This window comes from Dolomitihabitans soli, assembly GCF_022213955.1.
Taxonomy (GTDB): Bacteria; Actinomycetota; Actinomycetes; order Streptosporangiales; family Streptosporangiaceae; genus Streptosporangium_A; species Streptosporangium_A soli.
Window position 1 is genome coordinate 1 of record NZ_JAKNTW010000047.1, and the last position, 25208, is coordinate 25208.

The 25208-nt window shown below is 70.5% G+C and carries 25 protein-coding genes; 12 read left to right on the forward strand and 13 right to left on the reverse strand.

The window, feature by feature from the left end:
• Window positions 1–67: 67 nt before the first annotated feature.
• Both MBA17_RS46810 and abc-f read right to left on the reverse strand, forming a co-directional pair.
• The gene (locus MBA17_RS46810) at window positions 68–952 is read right to left on the reverse strand and encodes a Vgb family protein (protein ID WP_238501957.1); all 885 of its coding nucleotides are present in this window, start codon (window positions 950–952) and stop codon (window positions 68–70) included.
• The gene (gene abc-f, locus MBA17_RS46815) at window positions 949–2565 is read right to left on the reverse strand and encodes a ribosomal protection-like ABC-F family protein (RefSeq protein ID WP_238501958.1); all 1617 of its coding nucleotides are present in this window, start codon (window positions 2563–2565) and stop codon (window positions 949–951) included. The genes MBA17_RS46810 and abc-f overlap by 4 nt, the downstream gene beginning before the upstream one ends.
• A 133-nt stretch (window positions 2566–2698) precedes the next feature.
• Between abc-f and MBA17_RS46820 the strand changes: the two genes are divergently transcribed.
• The 3 genes from MBA17_RS46820 to MBA17_RS46830 all read left to right on the forward strand — a co-directional run bounded on the left by MBA17_RS46820 (window position 2699) and on the right by MBA17_RS46830 (window position 4252).
• Window positions 2699–3304: a TetR/AcrR family transcriptional regulator gene (locus tag MBA17_RS46820; RefSeq protein WP_238501959.1), complete on the forward strand. Its 606-nt coding sequence runs from the start codon at window positions 2699–2701 to the stop codon at window positions 3302–3304.
• 302 nt (window positions 3305–3606) lie between these two features.
• On the forward strand, window positions 3607–3786 hold the full coding sequence (locus MBA17_RS46825; protein WP_238501960.1) for a hypothetical protein: 180 nt from the start codon (window positions 3607–3609) through the stop codon (window positions 3784–3786).
• A gap of 76 nt (window positions 3787–3862) precedes the next feature.
• The gene (locus MBA17_RS46830) at window positions 3863–4252 is read left to right on the forward strand and encodes a YybH family protein (protein ID WP_238501961.1); all 390 of its coding nucleotides are present in this window, start codon (window positions 3863–3865) and stop codon (window positions 4250–4252) included.
• A 138-nt stretch (window positions 4253–4390) separates the two neighbouring features.
• On the opposite strand, the gene MBA17_RS46835 is transcribed toward MBA17_RS46830, so the two are convergent.
• Window positions 4391–4684, reverse strand: coding sequence for a Fe-S cluster assembly protein HesB (locus tag MBA17_RS46835; RefSeq protein WP_238501962.1), 294 nt, complete (start codon window positions 4682–4684; stop codon window positions 4391–4393).
• Between the two features lie 207 nt (window positions 4685–4891).
• Window positions 4892–5884: a hydroxyacid dehydrogenase gene (locus MBA17_RS46840; protein WP_238501963.1), complete on the reverse strand. Its 993-nt coding sequence runs from the start codon at window positions 5882–5884 to the stop codon at window positions 4892–4894.
• A 324-nt stretch (window positions 5885–6208) separates the two neighbouring features.
• On the opposite strand from MBA17_RS46840, the gene MBA17_RS46845 reads away from it, so the two are divergent.
• Window positions 6209–7444, forward strand: coding sequence for a metallophosphoesterase (locus tag MBA17_RS46845; RefSeq protein ID WP_238501964.1), 1236 nt, complete (start codon window positions 6209–6211; stop codon window positions 7442–7444).
• 7 nt (window positions 7445–7451) lie between these two features.
• Here the strand turns inward: MBA17_RS46845 and MBA17_RS46850 are convergent, their stop codons facing one another.
• From MBA17_RS46850 to MBA17_RS46865, 4 genes are all read right to left on the reverse strand, one after another.
• Window positions 7452–8471 (reverse strand): PHP domain-containing protein, encoded by a 1020-nt coding sequence (locus MBA17_RS46850; RefSeq protein ID WP_238501966.1) that lies wholly within the window; start codon window positions 8469–8471, stop codon window positions 7452–7454.
• Between the two features lie 256 nt (window positions 8472–8727).
• Window positions 8728–9111 (reverse strand): VOC family protein, encoded by a 384-nt coding sequence (locus MBA17_RS46855; protein WP_238501968.1) that lies wholly within the window; start codon window positions 9109–9111, stop codon window positions 8728–8730.
• A complete protein-coding gene (locus MBA17_RS46860; RefSeq protein WP_238501970.1) occupies window positions 9108–9470 on the reverse strand; it encodes an ArsR/SmtB family transcription factor in 363 nt (120 codons plus the stop codon). Before MBA17_RS46860 ends, MBA17_RS46855 begins: the two co-directional genes overlap by 4 nt.
• Window positions 9457–9891, reverse strand: a complete 435-nt coding sequence (locus MBA17_RS46865) for an SRPBCC domain-containing protein (protein WP_238501972.1) — start codon at window positions 9889–9891, stop codon at window positions 9457–9459. The genes MBA17_RS46860 and MBA17_RS46865 overlap by 14 nt, the downstream gene beginning before the upstream one ends.
• Window positions 9892–10039: 148 nt before the next feature.
• Between MBA17_RS46865 and MBA17_RS46870 the strand changes: the two genes are divergently transcribed.
• From MBA17_RS46870 to recD2, 3 genes are all read left to right on the forward strand, one after another.
• Window positions 10040–10177, forward strand: coding sequence for a hypothetical protein (locus MBA17_RS46870; RefSeq protein WP_238501973.1), 138 nt, complete (start codon window positions 10040–10042; stop codon window positions 10175–10177).
• A 183-nt stretch (window positions 10178–10360) separates the two neighbouring features.
• Complete coding sequence (locus tag MBA17_RS46875) at window positions 10361–11578, forward strand: cytochrome P450 (protein WP_238501974.1); 1218 nt, start codon at window positions 10361–10363, stop codon at window positions 11576–11578.
• A gap of 132 nt (window positions 11579–11710) precedes the next feature.
• Window positions 11711–13843 carry an SF1B family DNA helicase RecD2 gene (recD2, locus tag MBA17_RS46880; RefSeq protein ID WP_238501975.1) on the forward strand — a complete coding sequence of 711 codons (2133 nt, stop codon included), beginning with the start codon at window positions 11711–11713 and terminating at the stop codon, window positions 13841–13843.
• A 43-nt stretch (window positions 13844–13886) separates the two neighbouring features.
• Here the strand turns inward: recD2 and MBA17_RS46885 are convergent, their stop codons facing one another.
• Window positions 13887–14288 (reverse strand): YchJ family protein, encoded by a 402-nt coding sequence (locus MBA17_RS46885; RefSeq protein ID WP_238501976.1) that lies wholly within the window; start codon window positions 14286–14288, stop codon window positions 13887–13889.
• Between the two features lie 162 nt (window positions 14289–14450).
• On the opposite strand from MBA17_RS46885, the gene MBA17_RS46890 reads away from it, so the two are divergent.
• A complete protein-coding gene (locus MBA17_RS46890) occupies window positions 14451–16004 on the forward strand; it encodes a flavin monoamine oxidase family protein (protein WP_238501977.1) in 1554 nt (517 codons plus the stop codon).
• A gap of 8 nt (window positions 16005–16012) precedes the next feature.
• Here MBA17_RS46890 and MBA17_RS46895 read toward each other — a convergent pair whose 3' ends face one another.
• The 4 genes from MBA17_RS46895 to MBA17_RS46910 are packed head-to-tail and all read right to left on the reverse strand — an operon-like array spanning window position 16013 to window position 20562.
• Window positions 16013–16255 carry a hypothetical protein gene (locus MBA17_RS46895; protein ID WP_238501978.1) on the reverse strand — a complete coding sequence of 81 codons (243 nt, stop codon included), beginning with the start codon at window positions 16253–16255 and terminating at the stop codon, window positions 16013–16015.
• Between the two features lie 16 nt (window positions 16256–16271).
• A complete protein-coding gene (locus MBA17_RS46900; RefSeq protein WP_238501979.1) occupies window positions 16272–17678 on the reverse strand; it encodes a hypothetical protein in 1407 nt (468 codons plus the stop codon).
• Window positions 17675–19258 (reverse strand): peroxidase family protein, encoded by a 1584-nt coding sequence (locus tag MBA17_RS46905; RefSeq protein ID WP_238501980.1) that lies wholly within the window; start codon window positions 19256–19258, stop codon window positions 17675–17677. The genes MBA17_RS46900 and MBA17_RS46905 overlap by 4 nt, the downstream gene beginning before the upstream one ends.
• On the reverse strand, window positions 19255–20562 hold the full coding sequence (locus MBA17_RS46910) for a cytochrome P450 (RefSeq protein WP_238501981.1): 1308 nt from the start codon (window positions 20560–20562) through the stop codon (window positions 19255–19257). The genes MBA17_RS46905 and MBA17_RS46910 overlap by 4 nt, the downstream gene beginning before the upstream one ends.
• A 239-nt stretch (window positions 20563–20801) precedes the next feature.
• On the opposite strand from MBA17_RS46910, the gene MBA17_RS46915 reads away from it, so the two are divergent.
• The 4 genes from MBA17_RS46915 (at window position 20802) to MBA17_RS46930 (ending at window position 25102) form a co-directional block, all read left to right on the forward strand.
• Window positions 20802–21755 (forward strand): acyl-CoA desaturase, encoded by a 954-nt coding sequence (locus MBA17_RS46915; RefSeq protein WP_238501982.1) that lies wholly within the window; start codon window positions 20802–20804, stop codon window positions 21753–21755.
• A 257-nt stretch (window positions 21756–22012) separates the two neighbouring features.
• Window positions 22013–22432, forward strand: coding sequence for a hypothetical protein (locus MBA17_RS46920; protein ID WP_238501983.1), 420 nt, complete (start codon window positions 22013–22015; stop codon window positions 22430–22432).
• Between the two features lie 315 nt (window positions 22433–22747).
• Entirely contained in the window at window positions 22748–23344 is a 597-nt protein-coding gene (locus tag MBA17_RS46925; RefSeq protein WP_238501984.1) for a hypothetical protein, read from the forward strand.
• A gap of 303 nt (window positions 23345–23647) precedes the next feature.
• Window positions 23648–25102, forward strand: coding sequence for an acyltransferase family protein (locus MBA17_RS46930; protein ID WP_238501986.1), 1455 nt, complete (start codon window positions 23648–23650; stop codon window positions 25100–25102).
• The last annotated feature ends 106 nt before the right edge of the window (window positions 25103–25208 follow it).

The following is a 25208-nucleotide window of genomic DNA, read 5'->3' on the forward strand; positions in this document are numbered from 1 at the left end:
CCGCCTGAGGACCGCCGTCGCCCGGAAGCCCCGCCGAGCCGTCGTGGCCGGTGGCCGTCGTCGGTGTTCATGCCGTGATCCGGGCGAGGGCGCCGATCTCCAGTGCCACCCACATCGCACCGTCCGGTCCGGCGACCAGGCCGTGCGGCTCCGACGACGGGGTGGGCAGCGGGAACACGTCGATCACGCCCGAGGGCGTGATCCGGCCGACCCGGCCGGACCCCCACTCGGTGAACCAGCAGTCACCGTTCGGGTCCGCGGCGATGGCGTGCGGCCGTGCGCCCCGATCGGGCAGCGGGAACTCGGTGATCTCCCCGTCCGGCCGGATCCGGCCGATCTGACCCGCGCCGATCTCGGTGAACCACAGCGTGCCCCCGGCCCCCGCGGCGATGCCCACCGGGGCGGCGCCGGGGGTCGGCAGCGGATGGACGGTGACCTCGCCGTCGAGGCCGATCCTGCCGATGGCGTCGGCGGAGTTCATGGTGAACCACAGCGCGTCGTCGGCTCCGGCGGCGATCACGGACGGGAACGCCGCCGGGACCGGGATCGGGAACTCAGTGATCACGCCGTCCGTCGTGATCCGGGCGATCCGGCCGGCGTTGATCTCGGTGAACCACAACGCGCCGTCGGCTCCGGCCGCGATGCCGTACGGCCCGGCCTCGGGCGTCGGCGGGGAGAAGGACCGGACGTCGCCGCCGGGCGTGATGCGGCCGATCCGATGGCTCTGAAACTCGGTGAACCAGAGCGCGCCGTCCGGTCCCGGTGTGATGACCGTCGGCCCGCAGGTCGCCGGATCGAGCTGGTGGCGGCCGAGGTCCCCGCCCGGCGTGAAGCGGCCGATCAGGCCGTCGTGGACCATCGTGAACCACAGGGCCCCGTCGGGACCGGTGGTGATGCCGTACGGGCCGGATTCGGGGCCGGACACCGGGAACTCTTCGATCGAAACGGTCATTTGATCTCCTTCAGGAGGTGGTCGATCTGGATGGCCGTGCCGTCGAACCCGTCGCGCAGCGTCCGGTCGTGGGAGACGGCCACGATCGCGCCCCGGTAGGCGTGGAGTGCCTGTTCCAGCTCCTCGACGAGGGTGAGCGAGAGGTGGTTGGTCGGCTCGTCGAGCAGCAGCAGGTCGGCCTCGCCGGTGAGCAGGCGGGCCAGGGCGAGCCGCCGGCGCTGGCCGACCGAGAGCGCGCCGACCGGTGTGTCCAGGCCGTCCGCCCGGAAGAGGCCGAGGGAGAGCAGCCGCTCGCGATGCTCGGCGGGGTAACCGGCCCGGCCCTCGGCGAAGGCTTCGACGACGGTCAGGCCCGGACTGGTGAACACCGACTCCTGCGGCAGGTAGCCGATCCGGCCGCGACGCCGTACGACGCCGTGGTCGGGTTCGAGGTCGCCGGCCAGGACCCGCAGGAAGGTGGTCTTGCCCGCGCCGTTGGGGCCCGAGACCAGCAGGCGGGAGCCCGGTTCGACGGTGAAGGCGCGGACGGCGAGGCGGTCGCCGACCCGTACGTCGCGCAGTTCGACCAGCGGACCGTCGACCGTGCCCGCGTCGAACCGGCCGGCGAACCGCAGCGGGGCGGGCGGTTCGGGGACCGGGGCCTCCCGGAGGCGGCGCAGGCGCTCGGTGGCCTGGCGGACCCGGCCGGCGACCGAGTTCTGCACCCGGCCGGCGGCTCGGTCGTAGGCCATCTTGTTGTTGTCCTTGATCGCGCGGCCGGGGGCGACGCGGTGCGCGGTGGTGGCCGCGAACTCCTCGATCCGCCGGATCTCCTCGCACCAGCCGGCGTAGGCCTGTTCCCAGCGCTGCCGGGCGGCCGCCTGCTCGGCCAGGTAGCCGGTGTACCCGCCGCCGAACCGGGCGACCGCGCCTCCCTCCACCTCCAGGATCGAGGTGGCGACCCGGTCCAGGAAGTGCCTGTCGTGCGAGACGGCGAGGACCGTGCCGGTGTGCGCCCGCAGCCGCTCCTCCAGCCAGTTCATGGCGTCGGCGTCGAGGTGGTTGGTGGGCTCGTCGAGCAGCATCATCTCCGGATCGGCCGCCAGCACGCACGCGAGTCCGAGCCGGGCCTGTTCGCCGCCGGACAGACTGCCCAGCGTGCGGTCGCGGTCGAGGTGCGCGAGCCCGAGGCCGTGCAGCGCCGCCTCGACGCGGGCGTCGGCCTCGTAGCCGCCGCGCGCCTGGTAGACGCTGAGCAGGTCGCCGTACTCGGCCAGCCGGCCCTCGGTGAGGTCGGCCTCCAGCTCCCGCATCCGGCTCTCCATCGCGCGCAGGTCGGCGAGGGCGGCGTCCACGGCGTGCCGAACGGTGTGGGCGGGCGGCAGGCCGAGGGTCTGGCCGAGGTGGCCGATCCCGCCGCCGGCGGCGACGACGATCTCACCGTCGTCGGGCCGGTCGAGGCCGGCGACCAGCCGCAGGAGCGTTGACTTCCCCGAACCGTTCTCTCCCACGATCCCGACGCGCTCGCCCGGCCGTACGGAGAGGGAGACCTGGTCGAGGACCAGGTGGTCGGCGTAAGACTTAGAGATTCCCCGCAGGGTCAGCTGAGTGGACAGGACGGGACTCCAGATCATCGGGCGTACGGGTCGTCGCGGTGCTCGATGAACGGATCATGGCGACTCACTCCTTCTGACATTCTTAATGCTACTAAGTTGCGTTAATATGAGTATGCAGGATGAATCGGAGCCGACGCAAACGGAGGCGGTCATGACCGGTCCGGGAGCCGCCCGGCCCGGCGGGCGCACCGCGCGGACCCGCGCGGCCGTACGCCAGGCCACCCTCGCCGAGCTGGGCGAGAAGGGATACGAGGGCCTGACCGTCGAGGCGGTCGCGCTGCGCTCGGGCGTCCACAAGACCACGGTCTACCGGCGCTGGGGCAGCGTGGCAGGGCTCGCCGCCGACGCGCTGGCGATCGCGGGCGACGAGGCGTGGCCGATTCCGGACACCGGCACCCTCGAAGGCGACCTGCGGGAGCTCGCCCGCCTGGTGGTGACCGGATTCACCGACCCCGAAGCCGGTCCGATCGCGACCGCCTTCGTCTTGGCCTCGGCACGGGATCCCGTCGCCGCGAAGGCGCTGCACGCCTTTTTCGCGGCCCGCCACGAGCAGTCCGCCGTGCTCGTCACCCGCGCGGCCGGACGGGGTGAACTGCCCGCGGGCACGGACGCCGCCGAGGTGGTCAGATGCGCCGTCGCGCCGATCTACTACCGGCTGTTCGTCACCGGCGAGCCCATCAGCGAGGCGGTGGCCGACCGCGCCGCCGCGGCGGCGGTGGCCGCCGCGCGAGCCGGCGTGTTCCAGACCCCGCCGTGACCGAGCGCGGACCTATTCACTAATGTGGTCCATCTGACCCTGTGTTTCGCCGCTTCCTGGTCTCCCGCCGCTTACTATGGCAAAGTCAGCCGATTGGATGAGATCGGTGCCGGCGCGTGGCGCAGGTGCCCATAGCGGGGTTGCGAGTCGAACAGGTCGGACGGCCCCCCAGTAGATCTGGGTGAAAGTCACCCCTTGGCCGCCCCCGCGCGCCACTGCCACCAGATTGCGCCAAATCAGCGAAAGGACCCACGACGATGAACGGGCACACCTCCATGCAATGCCCCGGATGCCGGGGTGTCATGTCCTCCAGCGACGCCTCCGCCTATACCAAGGCCCGCGCGCGGCTGATCCTCGCCCACGGTTACTGCACCTGCGCGACGCCGGCCCAGGCACCCGCCCCGGCCGACATCGCGGTGGCCGCTCCCACCCAGCAGATCCCCGCCCCGCAGTACCTCCAGGCCCCTCCCGTGCGAGCCTGACCGGTCGCTCCGGCCGAGCCGATCCACGTCAACGGCCACGGGGGGCCGTGATCATCTGTGTTACGCTAGGTGAGTCATGAAGAACAATCATGACGCTCCTACCGTCAATCTCAGCGACGACCCCGCGCTGCATCACGCCGCCTTCGTCGCGGCGTTCAATACCGGCGACGTCCGGGCGGTCGATCAGGTCTACGCCGACGACGCCGTCCTCGTCCCCAGCCCCGGCCTGCCCATGACCGGAACACAGCGGTCCGCGGCCGTCCAGCACCTGCTCAGCATGGGGCTGCCCATCGAGGCTGAGCCCCGGCATGTCTACGTCTCGGGCGACATCGCGCTGCTCATCGTCGACTGGTCCATGAGCGACGAGACCGGGATCCGTCTCCAGGGAACCGCGACCGACGTCGCGCGGCGCGGCGCGGACGGGCTGTGGCGTTACGTGATCGACAACCCCTTCGGCACGGCTTGACGGCGGCCCGCCCACCGGGGCGGGCGCAGCGGGCGACGGCGAGCCTCCCCGGGTCGCCGGCCCGGCCGTCCGGGTCGCTGCACGCTTGCCGTCCGACGACCCGGACGGCTCGTCTCACGGCGGCGAACCCGTGGACGGTCAGGCCATCGTTTTCGTCACCAGGAAGGTGACCCCGCCTTCCTGGGCGACCTCGGCGTCAAGGGTCTTGTCATCGAGGTAGGAGACGATGGCGGATTCGACGAACACCCGCGCCCCCTCGGCCTCAAGGATCTCGTCACCGAGTTGCGGGCCGCCGGAGATCGACGCGTCGAGAGACGTCCCGGCGCCGTTGTCCGACTTCGTCGAGAGGCGCAGCCCGGTCTCCCCGGACGGCTCCTCCTGGGCGGTGAGATCGCGGATCGCCACGACCGCGTCGGTGGTCAGGGTGAGCATGATGTCTCCTTCATCGGCACTGACTGCCCACCCTTTCCCCGCCGGCCGGCCTCAAACCGGCCGCGTCCCGTCATCCGTACGGCACGCTCGTCTCCCCCTGCCCCCGCGGCCATCAGTTCGGAGAACTCGGGGACGGCGGGCTCAGGGCGGTCCACTCGCGTACGGCCCGACCCGATTGGGTCGGGACCACGCCGCGCCGGCGATGCGTCAGGCGGACGACGCGAGACGGTCCTCGTGCACCTCGTGCTCCAGGGGCAGCCCATCGGCGAAACGGACGAACTCGGCCGCCACGAGATCGCCCAGCCTGGCCTCCTCCGTGCCGAGGCTGCCGGCGATGTGCGGGGTGACGAGCACGTTGTCCAGGGCGAACAGCGGGTGTCCCGCGGGCAGCACCTCGGGTTCGGTGACGTCCAGCAGCGCGAAGACGTCGCTCCTGCGGGTCAGGAACGCGACCAGCGCGTCGTGATCGACGAGCCCGCCTCTGGCGGTGTTGATGAGCGTGCCGCCCGCGGGCATCAGGTCGAGCTCCGCCGTGGAGATCATGTTGTCGGTCGCGGCGTTGTGCGGGGCGTGCAGGGTCAGCACGTCGCCGGCGCCGATGACGGTGGCCAGGTCGGCGAGCTCCACCCCCGCCTCGGCCGCCTCCTCCGCCCTGGCGAACGGGTCGTACGCCAGGAGGCGCAGGTCGTGCTCGGCCAGGCGGCGCGCGACGAGGCGGCCGATGTGCCCCAGCCCGACCAGGCCGACGGTCGCGCCGTCCACACCCCGGATGCCCGCCCGCCGTACCGGCCCTCCCGTCGAGCGGGCGGCCAGGGCGAGCCGCCACACGTTCTTCAGGGACAGCTGGATCTGGGCGTAGGTGAAGTCGGCTACGGAGACGGCGTTGGCGGCCGTCGCCGTCGACACCCGGATGCCCCGCTCCCACACGGCCGGGGTGGCGATGACCCGGACGGTGCCCGCCGCGTGCAGCACCAACTCCAGGGACGGCAGGCGGTCCAGCACGCCGGCGCTCAGCGGCGGGGTGCCCCACCCGGTGATGAGGACGCGGACATCGTCGTGCACACCACCGGACACCGGATCGAACTCGACGAGGTCGCCCCGTTGCCGGATGACGTCCCGAGCCCGATCCGCCAAGACGGATCGGGACCACTCCTCGCCGATGCAGGTTCCCACCACCAGGTCACGGCGGCCCGACGCCACTGACTGCATTGTCTCTCGCAATCTCTCGGAACGAGGAAGATCGTAGCCTCCCTCCGGCCGTACCGCGGGCCCGCCCCCTTGCCGACCTCCCTTCGCACCACCCGAGGTGATCGTCGCGCACGCGTTGCGGCTCGGTGACGGTCCACCCGGTCCCCGCTCGCGAGCAGAGGTCGAAGGACGGCGCACCGGCTGTCAGAGCTACGTCGCACGGGCTACGCCGGTACACCGTGGGGTGTAGCCGGAGCAGCGACCGCAGGACGACGACGCCTCCAGTGGATGCCCGCGATACTCGATGCCCGAGTATCGACGGCAGGAGTGTGCTTGATGTCGGTTCCCTTCTGGGTGTGGCCGCAGTCGGTGCTGTGGGTCCTGGCCCACGTCTACCTGTGGGCACGACTGGTCCGCGGGACCACGTCGCCGGGCGGCGCCGCCCGGCGGGTGGGGACCGTCGCCGCGGTGGTGCTCTCGGCCTTCATCCCGGCGGCACTGATCTCCGCGTACACCCTCTCCCCCGACGTGGCCCGCTGGTTCAACTGGCCGGGCTACACCTGGTTCGGGCTGGTCGTCTACATCTTGATCGTGCTCCTCCTGGCCGAGCCCGTACGGCTGGCGGCGGCGGTGGCCAGGCGGATGCGGACCCCGAAGGTCGTCGCGGCGGAGGACCTCGGGGCGACCCGTGAGGCTGAGCCGGGGGCGGTGATCACGGCGGCGCCGCCCGTGGTCCGCACCGCCACGGACGTCGACGCCGGGCGGCGGCGCTTCCTCGCGCGCTCCATCGCGCTGACGGCGGGCGTGACCGCGACCGGCGTGGTCGGGTACGGCATGAGCACGGCCCTGGGCCCGCCCAACCTCGACCGCGTCACCCTGGGTCTGCGACGGGGCGGCCCGGGGGTGAACGGAATCCGGATCGCGATGGTCAGCGACATCCACCTGGGCCCCATGCTGGGACGGTCCCATACGCAGCGGATCGTCGACATGATCAACAGCACCGGCGCGGACCTCGTCGCGATCGTCGGCGACCTGGTCGACGGCACCGTCGAGCATCTCGCGGACGCGGCCGCGCCGTTGCAGGACCTGCGCAGCAGATTCGGCACCTACTTCGTGACCGGCAACCACGAGTACATCTCGGGCGCAGGCGAGTGGGTCGAGGAACTGCGGGAGCTGGGGGTCCGCCCGCTGCAGAACGAGCGCGTGGAGTTGCCCGCCCTGGACCTCGCCGGGGTGAACGACGTGACCGGCGAGAAACTCGGCCAGGCCCCCGACTTCGAGCGGGCGCTCGGCGACCGCGATCCCGCCCGCCCGGTCGTGCTGCTCGCGCACCAGCCCGTCCAGGTGCACGAGGCCGCCCGCTACGGCGTGGACGTGCAGCTCTCCGGCCACACCCACGGCGGCCAGTTCGCGCCCTTCAGCCTCTTCTCGACCTTCGCCAACCCGATCTCGGCCGGTTACGGGCGCGTCGAGGACACGCAGCTCTATGTGACGCGAGGGGCGGGTTTCTGGGGTCCGCCGATCCGGATCGGCGCCCCGCCGGACATCACGGTCGTCGAGCTGAAGACCTGACGCCCCACTACGCTGCCCACTCCAGCAGGGCGTCCAGGGACCAGGTGTTCACCACACGGTCGGCCTCGATGCCGCACCGGGCGGCTCGCTCGCAGCCGTGGCGCTGCCAGTCGAGCTGCCCCGGGGCGTGCGCGTCGGAGTCGATCGAGAACACGCAGCCCATCTCGTACGCCAGCCGCATCAGCCGCTTCGGCGGGTCCAGCCGGTCCGGCCGGGAGTTGATCTCGACGGCCACGCCGAACCGCCGGCAGGCCTCGAACACCAGCTCGGCGTCGAACTCCGACTCCGGCCGCAGCCCGCCCCGCTTGGTGCCGCCCTTCACGATCCGCCCGGTGCAGTGGCCGAGCACGTCGACGAGCGGGTTGGCGATCGCGGTGACCATGCGCCTGGTCATCTCGTAGCGATTCATCCGCAGCTTGGAGTGCACGCTCGCCACCACGACGTCCAGCCGCTCCAGCAGCCCGGGATCCTGGTCGAGGGTGCCGTCGGCGTTGATGTCGACCTCGATCCCGGTCAGGATCCGGAACGGCGCCAGCTCCTCGTTCAGCGCCTCGACCACGTCGAGCTGGCGGCGCAGTTGCGCGGCCGACAGCCCGTTCGCGATGGTGAGCCTGGGCGAGTGGTCGGTCAGCGCCATGTATCCGTGGCCGAGGGCCTTCGCGGTGGCGGCCATCTCCTCGATCGGCGAACCGCCGTCCGACCAGTCGGAATGGGTGTGCAGGTCGCCGCGCAACGCCGTACGCAGCGCGGCGGTCTCCTCGTCGAGGTCGGTCCCCTCGGTGGCCTGCAGCCGCCGGAGGTAAGTCGGCACGTTTCCGTCGAGCGCCTCGGTGACGGCCAGCGCGGTCACCTTCCCGACCCCCGGCAGGCCGGCGAGCCCCTGCGACTTCGCCAGCCGTACCAGTTCCTCGCGGGACAGGCCCGCGACCACGGAGGCGGCGCGGCGGAAGGCCTGGACGCGGTACGTCGGCTCGCCCGCCCGCTCCAGGAGGAAGGCGACCTCGCGCAACGCCTCGACCGGATCCATGCCCCCAAACGTACCCGGACCAGGACTCCCGGGAGTGCGGTTACCGTGCTTCCCCTGCCAAACACCCCTGCTACCGCTGCGCACCGAGCACTACCGGCAGGCTGTCAAGGCCGCGAGTACTCCACTGCATCATGTCGCTTTGGCCCTGGCCGCAGTGCACGCGGCCAGCACTATCGACATCCGGCGCATGAGGATCGATGACATTGACCTGGCCGGCCGCCACACCTCACGGGGATGCCTCACCAGGACAACAGGATCAGCCGGACTCCGCGAGCAGATGTACCACACCGGCCGGATTCTTGATCCAGTGGGTTCTGGAGTCGAGGTTCTCCAGGGGCTCCACCTCGTCACACGGGTGGATACCGATGCCGGCCAGTTTGCTCGCCGCCGCGTCCAGGTCATCGGTGTGCAGCTGCAGCCACAGGTCGGGCCGGCTGTAGTTGTCGACGCAGTCGAGCCACAGCGTATTGGGACCGAACCGCACCGAATGAGTTCTCGAGACGGTCGGGGCGTAGGAGACGTCGTCCTCCTTGACGTCGAAGCCCAGAGCGTCGCGGTAGAAGGCCACGGTGGCCTCGTACTGCGCCTTGGGGATCTTCATGGCGATGTTCAGGCCGGCCGTGAATTCAGGCTTGCTCATTCTGGCGTGACTCCTTGGTTCGTGTCGATGGCGTCCAGTGCACGTTCCAGCGCAGCCAGCCGGTCATCCCACCTGTTGGCGAGCGCGGCCAGCCACACCTGGGCCGTGCGAACAGCGGCCGGCTCCAACCGGTAGGGATGGCGGCGGCCGACCGGTTCGCCGACGCTGATCAGGCCCGCGTCGGCGAGCTGGCCGAGGTGCTTGGCGACCGCCTGGCGGCTGACCGGCAACCGCCGCGCCAGATCAGTGACGGTTGCGGGCCCGGCGCGGGCGAGCTCCTCCAACAGCGCCCGCCGTGTCGGATCGGTGAGCGCCGTGAACACCGCGACGGCCTGCCCTTCTGAATCAGGCGGCCGCATCGAGGTAGGTCTCCAGGTCGACGAGCTCCGTGTCCCATCCCTGACTGTTGGCCTTGTGGGCGGACCGGGCCACGTCGTCGGCGGCTCGGGCGAATCCGCTCTCCACCAGGCGCAGCCGAGTACCGTCCGGTACCGGCTCCAGGGTGAAGTCCACAAGCGTCTGAGGTGCGTCATCCTCCGGCAGGCCCTCGATTCCCCACCTGAACGCGAAACGGTGTGGTGGGTCGACCACCGCGATCGTGGCGACGGATTCCTCGTCGAGGTCGTCCCAACGGAAGAACGCTCGCCCGCCGGGCCGCAGATCTATCTCCGCTACCGAGCCGAACCACCGCGAGAGCCCTTCCGCGGTGGTCAGCGCGGCCCACACCCGCTCGATGGGATGCCGCAGCACCACCACACGTTCGATCGCGTCCGAAACCATGCCCACCCTCCTTCGCAACCTGTAGGTTGCTATTAATTGGCAACCTACAGGTTGCCATCGTTGCCCGCAAGCAAGCCATCGACACTCATCGACAAACTCGGCAACCCGCACCCTCCACCACGCTGAACACCATCAGGTTCAGTCTGAAATGGCTTTGTCGAACCCAGGCGCCGGGGTACGGGTCGACGTCGAACTGCACGGAACGCTGACCCGCGCGCGTCCCATCGCGTGGAACGCCGCCGGCCGGGTCCGGCGCGACACGGGCCTCAGCATCCCCGACGCCTAGCCCATCGACGTGGACGACGAACGGCTCGTCGCCTGCCTCATCGACACTCTCATCGCGTAGTCACCCCGCGGGGAACACCGGACTCACCCCTGAGTCCGCGACACTGACAGTTTGAAGCAGCGCCGTGTCCGGAGCATCCCGTCATGATCAATAGGGTGATCCACTGCAAGATACGGAGGACACATGAGACTGCAAGACGCAGGCATCACCCTGATCGACCCCACCGCCTACGCCGACGACGCCAGGCTGCACGAGGCGTGCACGGTGCTGCGCAGGGAATCGCCCGTGCACTGGGTGGAGGGCGGCAACTATCGCCCTTTCTGGGCGGTGACCAGGCACGCCGACGTGCTGGAGATCGAACGGCAGCACCAGTTGTTCCTCAACGCTCCCCGGCCGCTGCTCGCGGCGATCTCGACGGAGGAGCAGATGATCGCCACCGGGGTGAGGCTGCGGACGCTCGTCCACATCGACGATCCGGACCACCAGGTGTTCCGGGCGATCGGCGCCGACTGGTTCAAACCCGCCGCGATGCGCCGGATGCAGGCGCGAATCGACGTGCTCGCCAAGCGTTATGTCGATCGGATGATGGATTTCTCCGGCGAGTGCGACTTCGCCGCCGACATCGCGGCCCACTACCCGCTGTACGTCATCCTTTCGTTGCTCGGGCTGCCGGAGAGCGACTTCCCCCGCATGCTCACGCTCACCCAGGAGCTGTTCGGTGGCGCCGACCCCCACCGGCGGCGCGGCGACACAGCTGAGGCGCAGCTCAGCGTGCTGGTGGACTTCCTCGCCTACTTCCAGGACCTGACGGCCTCCCGCCGGGCGCATCCGACCGACGATCTCGCCTCGGCGATCGCCAACGCGGGACTGAACGATCTGGACACGGCCTCCTACTATGTGATCATCGCGACGGCCGGCCACGACACCACCAGCTCCACCATCGCGGGCGGCCTGCACGCGCTCATGGAACACCCCGACCAGCTCGCGCGGCTCCGGGAGAACCCCTCGTTGATGCCGGCCGCGGTCGACGAGATGATCCGCTGGGTGACCCCCGTGAAGGAGTTCATGCGGACCGCCACCACCGACTACGAACTGCGCGGAGTCACCGTCCGGCAGGGCGACTCCCTGCTGCTGTGCTACCCGTCCGCGAACCGCGACGAGGATGTCTTCGACGACCCCTTCCGCTTCGACGTCGGCCGCACTCCCAACCGCCACCTGGCCTTCGGCTTCGGCGCGCACTACTGTCTGGGAGCCGCGATGGCGCGGATGGAGGTCCGGGCCCTGTTCACCGAACTGCTGTCCCGCCTGACCTCGGTGGAGGCCGCGGGCGATCCCCAGTGGGTGGCCACCACGTTCGTCGGCGGCCTCAAGCACCTGCCGATCCGCTACGAGATGACCTGACCCGGCGGCCGCGCCGTACCACCGCCGCCGCTCCGGCCACCGGGTGAGACGGGAGTTTGTCGGTCCTGTTTTCTAAGGTGCGGGTCAGCGGCGACGGATCGCGGAGCCGTACGAGGTGATTGGATCTCTGCCGTGGAAGCCTCCGTCGAGAGTCTGGTGTTCGTCCGCGACGACGAGTACACGGTCGCGCGGATGAGCGCCGAGGGCATGCCCGGATTCGTCGCCGCCGGGCGGGCCCTCGCCGGGGTGCAGCCGGGAGAGACGCTGCGGCTGATCGGCGAGTGGAGCGAGCATCCGCGGCACGGCCGCCGTCTGACGGTCACCGCGTCGGAGCGGGTGATCCCGTCCACGGTGCAGGCCATCAAGATCTACCTGGGCTCGGGCCTGATCCGCGGCATCGGCCCGCGGCTCGCCGACGCGATCGTCAGCCAGTTCGGCGAGGCGACGCTGAAAGTCATCGACACCGAGCCGGAACGGCTCAGGGAGATCGTCAACATCGGCCCGGCCCGGCAGGGGCAGATCGTCGAGGCGTGGCGGGACCAGAAGGCGATCGCCGCGCTGATGGTGTTCCTGCAGGGCTTCGGGATCAGCCCGCTGCTCGCTACGAAGATCTACCAGCTGTACGGCGCGCGCTCGGCCGACGTCCTGGCCGCCGACCCGTACCAGCTCATCGGCCAGGTCAGGGGGATCGGGTTCGGCACGGCCGACCGGATCGCCCTGCGGTCGGGGGTGCCGGAGCGCAGCCCGGAGCGGATCAAGGCCGCCGTCCTGGACCGGCTGGAGACGGCCGCCGCCCGCGACGGGCACTGCTACCTGCCGTTGCCCGTCCTGCTCGCGAGCGCCGCCGAACTGGTCGAACAGGATCAGGACATCGTCCGCCAGATGGTCGACGTTCTCACCGCCGAGCGCCGGGTGGTCGTCGAAGCCTCCGCGGGCGCCTCCGGCACGGTCGTGGTGTACGCCAAGCACGTGCACAGCCGCGAGCTCAAGCTGGCCGCTCAGCTGACCAGGCTCGGGCAGGCCGCGTCGACCCTGCCCATCCGCGCGTGGGCGGAGGACCCCGGCCTGAACGACGACCAGCAGGCGGCGGTGACCATGGCGCTGACCAGCACGGTGTCCATCCTGACCGGCGGCCCCGGCTGCGGCAAGAGCCACACCGTGAAAACCGTCGCGGCGACCGTGAAGGCGTCGGGCGGTACGGTCACCCTCACCGCGCCGACCGGCAAGGCGGCCAAGCGCCTGTCGGAGCTGACCGGCATGCCCGCGCTGACCGTGCACCGGATGCTGGCCCACGAGCCGGACCCCGACCCCGGCACGCTGTTCGAGCAGACGCCTGCGCAGGCCGACCTCATCGTGGTCGACGAGGCTTCGATGCTGGATCTGAACCTGGCCACCCGGCTCGTCTCGGCCATCCCGGCCGGCAGCCATCTGCTCCTCGTCGGCGACGACGACCAGCTGCCGAGCATCGGGCCCGGCAGCGTGCTGGCCGACCTGCTGCGCGTCGAGACGATCGCGCGGGTCCGGCTGACCCACGTCTTCCGCCAGGCCGACGGGAGCGGGATCATCCAGGCCGCGCACCGGATACGGACCGGCGGACTGCCCGATCTCCCCGGGCGGGGAGGCTTCTGGTTCGAGGAGCTCGACGACCCCGACCGGGTCGCCGAGCGGGTGGTCCATCTGGCCACCGTGGCGATCCCGCGTAAGCAGGGCGTGCGTCCCGGCCAGGTCCAGGTGCTGTGCCCGATGCGCAAGGGCGTGACGGGCACCGCCCAGCTGGGCCGGATGATGCAGGAACGGCTGAACCCCGCCCGCGACGGCGACGCGGAGCACTGGGCCGGCTCCACCGTCTTCCGGACCGGCGACCGGGTCATGCCGGTCCGGAACAACTACGACAAGGGCGTCTTCAACGGGGAGACCGGCACGGTCACCGCGATCGTCCAGCAGGACCGGCTCGTGGAGGTCCTGCTCGACGACGGGGAGACCGTGACCTACGGCTTCGACGAGCTCGACGACCTCACCCACGCGTACGCCATCAGCGTGCACCGCTCCCAGGGCAGCGAGTATCCCTTCGTGGTGGCCCCGATCGTCGCCGAGGCCGGCGGCATCATGCTGCGCCGCAGGCTCCTCTACACCCTCGTCACCCGGGCCCGGTCCTGGGTGGTCCTCGTCGGCCAGCGGGAAGCCCTGGAAACGGCCGTCCACCGGCTCGGCCACCGCCGTAACACCGGCCTCACCCGAAGGCTTCTGCTGTCCCCGCTCGGCTGAACTCCTCAAGTCCATCAGTGGCGGGTGACCCGGGTCGGCGCGCTCAGAGTGCTCCCAGGTAGACCCAGGCGCCTTCGTGCCGGGTGAAGCGGCTGTTCTCGTCCAGCGACCCCGGGTTCCCGTGCTCGACGAAGTGGGCGCGGAAACGGACCGTGCCCTCGGTGTGGAAGGCGGTTCCGCCGGTGGTCTCCAGGATCTCCAGGCTCACCCATCGGGTCGCCCCGGCGAGATCCACGTGGGGCGGGCGCGTCGCGGGGTGCCAGGTACGCAGGAGATAGCCGTCGTCGCCGACGCTGAAGGCGCTGAATCGTGCACGCATCAGCGACTCGGCGGTGGGCGCGGCAGCCTTCCCGCTGTGCAGCCGCCCGCAGCAGTCCCGGTAGGACGCGGAGAGCCCGCACGGGCACGCGAGGGCGCGAGGAGGTGGTGTGTGGCGTCGGGACATGCCGCTAATTGTGCCCCCTCGCAAGCGCGACGGTGCGTGAGACGTCAGTCGCCCTGTGCGATTTCGACAACCCGCGCCCCTTGGCAACGGCGTCACTATTTGCAATCATTTGCTTGCTTAGCGCGACGGTCGCAACCATACCCCTCGGGAGTGAACCCATTGATGTCCGCACAAGCGCAGCACAACGACCCGCACGCCGCCACAGGATCACTCGGCTCGGCCATGCCCGCGGAGTCCGTGGCGGCCGGCGCGCCCCGGCCGAGCCCCGACGTCAGGGTGCCCGCCGACCTGGTGGCGACCGCCGAGCACGGGTTGCCGCCGGACGGCCGTCCCGGGAAGCGGGTGCTGGTCATCGGGGCCGGGATGGCGGGCCTGGTCGCCGCCTACGAGCTCATGCGGCAGGGTCACGAGCCCATCGTGCTGGAGGCTCAGCAACGGGTCGGCGGGCGTGTGCTCACCCTCCGCGGCTTCGCACCGGGCCTGTACGCCGAAGCGGGGGCGATGCGGATCCCCCGCGTGCACGACCTCACCCTGGCGTACTGCGCGCGGTTCGGACTGGCCCTGCGCCCGTTCGTCATGGGCAACCCCGACACCCTGGCCTACATCCAGGGCGTCAGGACCACGATGCGGGAGCTGAACCGCAACCCCGGGATCATCGACTTCGGACTGGCCGCGCACGAGCGTGGCCGCACCTACGAGGACCTGTGGAGCACCGCCACACAGGAGATCCACGACCTCTACGCGCAGGAGGGCGAGAACGCGCTGGACCGGATCTTCACCGAGTACGACCGGTACTCCATCCGCAGCTTCCTCCGTGAGCGCGGCTTCTCCGAGGGGGCCATCGAGCTCTACGGGGTGATGAGCTTCCGGGAGGCCAACCTCAACGCCGCGGTCATCGAGCAGTTCCGCGAGATCATCGGCCGGGCCTTCGAGGACATGCAGGAGATCGAGGGCGGCGCCGACCGGCTGCCGACCGCCTTCTACCAGGAGCTCAAGAGCCACATCAGGTTCGGCCACGAGGTCATCGCCATCGAGCAGGACGACCGCTCCGTCACCCTGCAGGTCAGAACCGGCCATGGCAAGATCACGCTCACCGGCGACTACGCCATCTGCACCGTGCCGTTCTCGGTGCTGCGTGACATCGAGACCCGGCCCGCCTTCTCCCGCCGCAAGCAGCGCGCCATCCGCGAGCTCAACTACAACGCGTCCACCAAGATCCTCTTTCAGGTCCGGCGTCCCTTCTGGGAGCAGACCGACGGCATCGTCGGCGGCACCACGGTCACCGACCTGCCGATCCGGCGCATCTGCTACCCGTCGCACCGCGTCGAGGGCGATGACCGGTCGATCATGCTGGCCAGCTACACCTGGGGCCAGGACGCCCTGAGGTGGGGCGCGATGCCACCGCACAAGCGGGTCGAGCAGGCGCTGGAAGACGTCGCCAAGATCCATCCCGAGATCCACGAGCACTTCGAGTTCGGTCTCACCCACGCCTGGTACGACGATCCCTACGCCGCCGGCGCCTTCGCCCTCTTCGAGCCGCACCAGCAGACCAATCTGCACGACGCGATCATCGCCGAGGAGGGCCGCGTGCACTTCGCCGGTGAGCACTGCTCCCTGTGGCACGCGTGGATCGAGGGCGCGCTCGAATCAGGAATCAGCGCCGCGCGTGCCGTACACGAGGCTCCCGCGCCCGTCCAGCGGGACGGCGCTCGTTGAGCCGGGTGTCAGCGACGCGTCCTCGCGGCGTGGACGCGCAACCGGGTCGCGGCCTCGGCCAGATCGTCGGAGGCTGCGGCGCACGCCGCGATGTGGGCGGCCACGGTCTCCCGTAGCCACTGCGGCGCGATGCCGTCCTCGTCGAGCCGGGCCCCGATCTCGCGCAGGCGCTCGGCGCACTCGACGAGCGCACGGGCGTCGGACCGCAGGACTCCGGCGTGGACGGCGATCGCGTCTGGAACGGCGGGCATCCGGATGCTCCCTCGGTCAGGCGGTGCTCCCCGGGCCGGCTGAGGGGTCCGGGGAGAGCTGGTCGAACAACAGGTAGACCTGTGAGCGGGTGACCGGTCCCCGGTACGGCGTGAGCCGGTCGTCGATCAACTCGCGGGCCTCGGGCAGATCGTTCTCGATGTTGGCGGTGTAGTGCTCGATGCTGTGGCAGATCGGGAACAGGTGGGTGGCGTCGGAGTAGTCCACGACGTACCAGTCGGGGTGCAGGTCGAAGCAACCGCCCGCGCCCTGCCCGTCGAGGGTGGGGATGATGTCGTGCTGGTTGGTGACGCTGGCGACCCAGGTCCGCGGGTCGGCGGGCCTTTTGAAGTCGACCGGCGAACCGACGGTCACCGCGTGGGTGACGGTGTACCGGGCGCAGAATGCCGTGTCCTGCGCCAGGTTCATGATCGCCGCTCCGCCGGCGCTGTGCCCGATCAGGGCGAGCTCGGCCTGCCGCGGGATACCGAAGTCGTCGATGGCCTTGATCAGCGCACGGCTGTAGGGGCTGCTGTCCAGTACGGCGCTGCTGAAGGCGCCGAGCAGATCCTGCGGGGAGTCGTTGTCGGGGCGGCCCGGGCTCATGCCGGGCACCTGGACGACGTGGCGAACCGTGCCGTCCGGCCCTGTCACGCTCTGGATGAGGATCCGCCCGGTCGTCCCGATGACGCCGATGTTGCGGAGAAAGCCGACCAGCGATCCCGCCGAACCGAGCCGCCCCGTCTCGGCGGGGTCGAGCTCCACCCGCCGCGCGGCGCCCTCCCCGACGTCGAGGACCGCGATGACCCTGTTGCTCATTCCGGTGATCGGGTCGGCGGTGGCGTACCCCTTCCCGGTGGCGATCAGCCACGCGGCGGTGTCGTTGAGCGGGTTCTCGTCCAGCAGCGCCCGCAGCGCGAGGACCTCGCCGAAGACCGGCGCCAGTTCGCTGAGCGTGCGGACCGCGCCGCGGTCCTTCAGCAGGGCGCGCAGTGCCCGGAGCGACTCTACGTCCCGGTCGGCGCCGACCGCGTCGACGAGCCTGGCCAGCAGCGGGTCCTTGGTCAGCTCCGGATGGACCAGGGCCACCGCGGTGATCCGCAACCGCAACGAGGTGGCGAGGACGAGGATGGACAGGCTCTCCGCGCCGGTCATACCGCCGAGCCTGGCCGCGAGAGCGCCCAGCCGCCCGCCCGCGACCGCGTAGCCGAGACCTCTCCGGTTCGTCAGCGCGTGGAGCAGGGCGCGTTGCACCCGATACCCGCGCACCGGGGCCCGCATCAGGACGCCGTCGGTGAGCGCCGCGGTGGCGTGCACGGACGCCTCGTGGATCGTCACCCCGATGTCGGCCACCTCGCGGGCCGCGAGCCGCAGCAGCCTCGCGGCCATGACCGGGTCGCCCGCGGCGGGCTCGCGGCCTGTCATCTCTCTTCCCGCCGGGTCATGCTCACGAAACGCGGCCGCGGGTCCTCCGGGACGTTGCGGTGGACCAGGTCCGACAGCGTTCGGGTGGCACTGATGATCTGCAGTCCGGGGAGGGAGAAGGTCGCGGCGTTGAAGATCCGCGGCGACAGCAACGGATTGGTCAGCGCCTGCGAGAAGGCGTCGATGGCGATGATCTTCGTGAGCAGCGGCGGCAGCATCGCGTTCGGGGCTCCCGGCTCCTCGGCGAACAGGCCGACGTACAGGTCCAGGTCGTCCACTCCCCGGTAGAGCTCCCGGAGCGCGCCGACCACCTTCGGGTCGCCGGAGACCTGCTCGAAGCCGCGCACCCGGGGGAAACGGCAGTGCTCCCGGTAGCTGTTGTAGGGGGCCAGGCTCAGCGCGCGCGACTCGGCGATGCTGGCCACGTCGACCGGGCGCAGCACCGGGTCGGTGTTGAACAGGCAGATGCGACCGGCACGCTGCCGGGAGGCGTCCTCGAAGAGCCGGCCGAGGCCCGGCTCGGGTATGAGCGCTCCCCCGGCCATGGTCTCCGCCAGCGGCAGGTCCCGGCCGCCCACGGACAGGGTGGAGGGGATCAGGCTGTGCCAGCGGTAGACGAGGTTGAACTCGACCGAGGCCCAGTTCTGCCGGTGCCAGGCGGCGCGGGCCAGCATGGCGGGAAGCCGCGGGTCCAGGGTGAAGCGGAAGTGGTAAGGCGTGATGTGGTTGATGTACTCCTCGACCACCAGTTTGATGAGGAGCACGATGAGGATGTTCCGCGCCGTCTGGAACAGGCGCTCGTCGTCCCAGCGCGGATGGTGTTCCGCCAGGACGCGCGCCACCCTGTTGTGCTCGCGCAGGAACAGCACCGTGAGCATGGTGAAGCCGACCTGGATGTTGCCCCTGTCGCTGCCCAGCGCGAACAGGGCGTCGCGCTGGGCGGCGGCGAGCTCGTCGAACCTGATCACCGTCAGCGCGGCGAACTCGGGTTTGATCTCGCCGTTCTCGCAGAGGTACGGAGGGTATTCCGCGCCGTTGAGAGTCTGGCTCTTGAGCCGCCCGCCGTCGAACGTCCGCAGGGCGGCGGTCACCACCGGGTCGAGCCCGTAGAGCTGGTTCAGGTCGACATGGTGGTTCGAGCTGTTCTTGCGCGGATCCCTGGGCACATGCGTGTCACCGCGCAGGAACCCGTCGGTGAACCACTGGGCGAAGTAGGCGAACAGCACGGTGGACCGGGGACACGGGATCATGGTGTCGCCGCGGGCGAACAGGTCGGCCGCCTGCTCGGGCGTGGGCCGGCCGGCCGCGGGCCCGGCGAACGGCGGCAGGTGCCGCCCGCTGAAGGTGCGGTCGGTCAAGGACCCCCACGAGGTGTAGTCGGCCATGGTGCTCAACGGCTCCGGCCGTGGGGCCATCTCGCGGATCGCGTGGTCGATCAGCGTGGCGTTGAGGCGCCGCCGTACGGGCTGGACGTGCTGGGCGAGGGTCCACAGCGGGCGGCCGTGGGTCAGGGCCAGGAATCTCAGACGGTTGGCGGCGCCGTCGGTGGCGATGCCTCTCGCGCTCCGCGGCACCTTCACCCCTCCTTGGTGTCGGGGCCGAGTGCCAGGACGAACCGGTCGGGAAAGATCCCGTGGTCGCGGACTAGCGCCCCGTCGGGCGGCGGGAGCGGGTGCGCCCCTGGACGACGCAGCAGGCGGCGCACGACTTCGCAGATGACGGCCCTGGCGGGATGCACGCCGAGGCACGCGTGGTGACCGTGGCCGAAGTAGAGCTGGAGGTGTCCCGGCCGGTCGAGGCGGAACTCGTCGGGCGCCTCCACCACGTCGGAGTCGAACATGGCCGACGCCGGCGCGGCGAGCACGAACGTCCCGGCGGGGACGAGCGTCTCGCGCGGGGTGCCGGCGGCCAGCACGTGGTCGCGCTCGCACAGCCGGGGAAGGAGCTTGAAGAACGGGCTGAACCGCAGCGCCTCCCAGACATAGGGATCGAAGCGCGCGGGGTCCGAATCCACGGCGGCGGCAGCGGCCGCCGCCCGCACCTGCGGGCGGATCATGATCTGCTCGACGGCCTCCGCCATCGCTCCCGGCCCGCTCTCCACGAACCCCAGTGGCAACCCCGCCATGTTTATCAGCAGTCGCTCGTCGTCGACGCCCACCTCGGCCGGCAGGGTCGTGCGGATCAGGCGGGAGAAGACGTCCTCCGGCAGCGGCCGCCCCGCCGCCATGTCGGCCCGGCGTTCGGCGAGCAGGCCACGCAGGTAGGCCATCATCTCCCCGCCCGCGCGGACGGAGGCGGCCTGGATCTCCGGGTCGCCGTGGAAGTTGGCGAATCCGTCGGTGACCACGGCCCGCGTCCACCCCGACAGGATCGCGGGGGAAGGACCGGGGAAGCCGAAGTACTCTCCGCAGACACGCAGGGCGACGTGCCGGAAGAGTTCGCCGACGGCCTCGATCCGCCCGGTCGCCGAGGCGGCGTCGAGGGCCTCGTCGGCGATCCGGCCGACGAGGTCGCGGAGCCGCGCCGCGTCCTGCGGGGCGAGCATCACCTGCATGAGCCCCTTCTCCCGCCAGTTCATCGGCGTCGCGTCCCGGCCCAGCATGAACGGCCCGCCGAGGGCCGCGTCGAGGCGCGGACCGAAGGCGCGGACCGTGAAGACCTGCTCCAGCGAGAGCACCTCGGTGACGTCGGCGAAACGGGTCACGACGGTGAAGGCGGGCGTGACGAAGACCGGCCGCCGCTCGCGGAGCTGCGCGAACAGGGCACGCCAGTCGGTGCGCATCCACTCCCGGACGAGCGCGAAGGCGGCCATCGGGTCACGCGCCATGGCCGCGTCGTATCTCGCCAGATGGTCGCCCGTGGTCGCCTGACCGACAGCACCCATGCCGTTGGACCCTCCGTCTCGTCCGTGTCACCGATCTACGGAAGCCATGGCGTAAAAAGATCATCACTTTCCGCAGTCACAATCTAGGTAGGCCACAGAGTGCCACAGGATGACTCCGGAATGCAGTGTTTTGACTCCCCTGGGTGATTGATTCGTCACTCTTAGGCAACTCCCGCGAGCCGGGCGTTCGACCGTTGAATGAGTGGCCGGAACGGACGGCCCGCCCCTGAGGGAGGAACATGACCGCATCGGCCTTCCCATCAGGCCGGCAGGAGCCGGGCAGGGCCGAAACGGTGACGGTCACCGCCGGGCGCCGCACCGCCTATCTGATCGCCCTCGTGATCCTGCCGGTCCTGGTCCTGGTGGTGGCGGTCCCCGTCGCCTGGGGCTGGGGGATCGGGCCCCGCGACGCGGTCATCGCCACCGTCATGTATCTGGTCAGCATCTTCGGGATCGCCATCGGCTACCACCGGCACTTCACCCACCGCGCCTTCAGGTGCCGCAGGCCCCTGCGCATCGCGCTCATGCTGGCCGGCGGGATGGCCCTGGAGGGCCCGGTCACGCTGTGGACGGCCGAGCACCGCCGCCACCACAAGTACGCCGACCGGGCCGGCGACCCGCACTCGCCGTGGCGTTACGGCGACAGCGGCCTGGCGTTGCTGCGCGGCATGGCGCACGCCCACGTCGGCTGGTTCTACACCGCGCGCGACCGCTCCAGCCGGCAGCACTGGGTGCCCGACCTGATGGCCGATCCGGACGTCCGGCGGTTCGACGCCGCCTACCCGGCCGTCGCCGTGCTGTCGTTCCTGCTCCCCGCCACGGCCGGCGGGCTGTGGTCGATGTCGTGGACGGGCGCGTGGACCGCCCTCTTCTGGGGCGGCCTGGTCCGCTACGCCGTGGTGCACCACGTGACCTGGTCGGTCAACTCCATCGCCCACACCTTCGGCGACCGCCCCTTCACGACCAGGGACCGCTCGTCCAACGTCCGCTGGGTCGCGTTCCTGACCCTCGGCGAGGGCTGGCACAACTGGCACCACGTGGACCCGACCTGCGCCCGCCACGGCGTCCTCAAAGGCCAGCTCGACCCGAGCGCCCGCCTGATCCGCTGGTTCGAACAAGCGGGCTGGGTGTACGGCGCGCACTGGCCGGACCCCCGACGCCTGACCGCCCGCCGCGCGGACAGAAGCTCCTAAACGCCCCGCGCTCAGCTGCCGCCCATTATGGCGGGATCTCTGGAAGCCGGAGATCACCTACGCGGCGGGGCCCGCCGTTCCGGAACGCATCGGGTATCGTCGCTCGTTCTCCCTATGGGCTGCGAGAAGATCGCCATGGTGGAGGGCACGTGACCGAGCATGAATCCGCCGCGTCCGCTGAGACCCGAAGCACACGTGGCCGCCGTTCGCGAGGACGATTAACCCTGGACGTTCTGGCCGTCCTCAGCTTCTGTTTCATGCTCTTTCAACTGGCATTCTCCGACCCCGTGTCCTCCGCGTGGTTCAGAACGCAGGTGCCCGCCTGGACGGCATGGGGCTTGAACGCATCGGAGTCGTACTTCAACGACATTTATCTGCACGGCTACCCTTGGTGGTCGTGGCCGATGATGGGCGTGGGTTTCCTCTTCGGACTGGGCATCACCGTTCACGACACGATCAACGCGATCGAGGGCCGTACGCGGGTCCGCGAGGCCGTCGCGAGTTTCACGATCCTGATCATGGCCGCGGTGTCGATCCACACCGGCATCCTCATCACCGTGTTCCCCGACCGCGATCTGCAGGACCACATCCGCTGCAAGGACTCCCCCTCTCGCTACGCGTACGCGGCATGTCGAGTCGAGCTACGCGGAACACCGATACGCGGATCCATCTCGTGATGGACCCGCCCTCCCAGGAAGACGCGACAGGACCCTGACGTCGCCGTCGAAGCGGCGGCCCCATCCGCCCGGTGGCCGTGCGCAGGATCGAGACCGGCGAGCACCTTTGCGTGCAGGCGGGGGACATAAGTAACTTTCCGCAAATATCCTGGCATTTAGATATTCCGCCGGACCATCGCCTCGGATATCGGCCACGCAGGCGAAGCGGCCAATAGCTGCTAGATGCGTTAATTGTCCTTTATAGATGGTCGACATCGGGGATATTTGATCCATTCAGGCGTTTATGTCAATGGCCGGCGACTGAGAATCACAGTCATGAGAAGAATGACAGCCGCACTGCTGGCCACCGTTTGCGCGGGGACCGCCTTCGCGAGTTCGCCGCCCACCCTCGCCCAGACGCCGGGCACCGGCGCCGCCTCGCTGAACCGGTCCGCCGCGCAGACCGACTGGCTCAGCCGCCTCCGTGCCGCGATGGAGAAGTTCAAGGACCCGGCGGTCGCGGAGAGATACGGCTACGTACGGACCGACCACTGCTCCCAGTTCCAGTTCACCGGCGCCGACGGTAAGCCCATCGGCGGTATGGGCTACCACTACGCCAACCAGCGGCTCATCCAGGACCCACGGCTGCTGCCCCTCCAGCCCGAGGTGCTGGTCTACGTGCCCGGCGTGCGCGACCGACGGGAACTGGGCGCCATCGAGTACATCAAGAACGACGACGACCAGCTCCTCGCGACCCCGGAAGATCGCCCGAGCCTGTTCGGACGTGAGTTCCAGGGCCCGATGGAGCCGCACGCGAACGGCGGGGCGATCCATTACGACATGCACATCTGGCTGTTCATGCACAACCCGAAGGGCCTGTTCGAGCCCTGGAACCCCCGGGTCGTCTGCCCCGGCGGCCACGCGCACTCCTGAACCACGGCCGACGGCGCCCAGCCAGGGGGGCTCATCGTCCGCCGATCTCACGACCGGCGGACGATGATCGGTTCCGACATCGCTCACGAGGCGGCCTGGATGACGATCCGCGGAGTGCTGTTCGACGTCTCGGACACGTCCTCGGACCGGGCCGGCGTGCTCGGGCAGCCGGCCGAATCGGTCCGGACTCCTGCGGATGCGTCACGGCGGACCGCCTTCCGAGGTCAACGGCACATGAGCCTGGTAATTGTCCCAGGGGCCCGTCGATGGACGGCGTCTCCTGACCCGGAGGGCTGATCGGGGATGGATCGATGGGGCGGCTGGTCCTGGGCCGGCGCGCTGGCGGTGATGGCGGCGGCGGTGGCGCTGGTGTCCGGGAGCGGGCCGGTCAACCGGCTGGCCTGCCGTACGGCGGGGCGGGCGTTCCGGCGGGCCCGGCTGCTGGCCGAACGCACGCCACCTGGACGTGAGCGCTACGTAGACTTTCTGCGGGCCCTCGCGATCACCGCCGTCGTCGCCGGGCACTGGCTGGCCATCCAGGTGACCTACGGCGGCGGCAGGGGCTTCCAGGGGGGCAGCGTCCTCGACGTGCTGCCCTGGACCCGGCCGCTGACCTGGCTGTTCCAGGTCATGCCGGTCTTCTTCCTGATCGGGGGTTTCGCGAACGCGGTGTCCCTCGGCTCGCAGCACGAGCGGGGCGGCGGCGCCACGGGGTGGGTGCTGCGCCGTACCGACCGGCTGGTCCGGCCGACGACCGCGCTGCTGGCCTCGCTGAGCGTGGCCGCGCTGGTGGCGCGGGGTCTGGGCGCGGACCCCGGCCTGATCGGCACGGCGGTCTGGCTGGCGTCGATCCCGTTGTGGTTCCTGGTGGCCTACTTCGCCGCGGTGTTCCTCACCCCGCTCCTGCACGCCGCCCACCGGCGGGCGGGCCTGGCGGTGCCGATCGTGCTGGCCGCCCTGGTCGGCGCGGGTGATCTGGCCCGCCTGACCGGTTTCGGGCCCGGCCTGGCAGTGGGCAGCTATCTGTTCGCCTGGCTGGCCATCCACCAGCTCGGCTTCGCCTGGCAGGACGGGCGGCTGCCCGCCCGGCGCGGGGTCGCGCTGCCGCTCGCGGGGGTCTCGCTGATCGTCCTGGTGGTGCTCACCGTGGCCGGTCCGTATCCGGTCAGCATGGTGGGGGTCGCCGGGGAGACTCTGCAGAACACCTCACCGCCGACGCTCGCCCTGCTCGCCTTCGCCACCGCCCAGACGGGGATCGTCCTCGCCTGCCACGATCGGGTGAGCCGCTGGCTGCGGCGGCCCGCGGTGTGGACGGGCGTGGTCGCGGTCAACTCGGTGATCATGACGGTGTTCCTCTGGCACATGACCGCCGCGGTGCTCGGCGCGCTGGCCCTCTACCCGACCGGAATCATGCCGGCGGTCTCTGCCGGGTCGCCGGAGTGGTTGCTGCTGCGTCTCCCCTGGCTCGCCGTCCTGGCGCTGATCCTCGCCATCCTCGTCGCGATGTTCGGGCCCGTCGAGCGGCGAACCGGCAGGCGGGCCGGAAAGCGAGCCGGAAAGCGGGCCGGTTCCGGGATCGGACAGGCCGTGCTCACGGTCGCCGGCGCCGGCGGCGTGCTCGCCGGGCTCCTCGGCGTCGCCCTGGCCGGTCAGGGCGACCACGGACCCGCGGGCATGCCGACTCCTGCCCTGCTGACCTACTTCGCCGGAGCCGCCGCCCTCCGGCTCGCCCGGTGGCGGCTCTCCTCCGCCGGCTGACCCCTCGCTGCGCCCGGCTCGACACGTTGCTGCGAGGGTGACGGCTCACCGACCGGGCTCACCGTCCGTGCCGAAGGCTTCGCCGTACAAGACCTGCGCGGAGCTG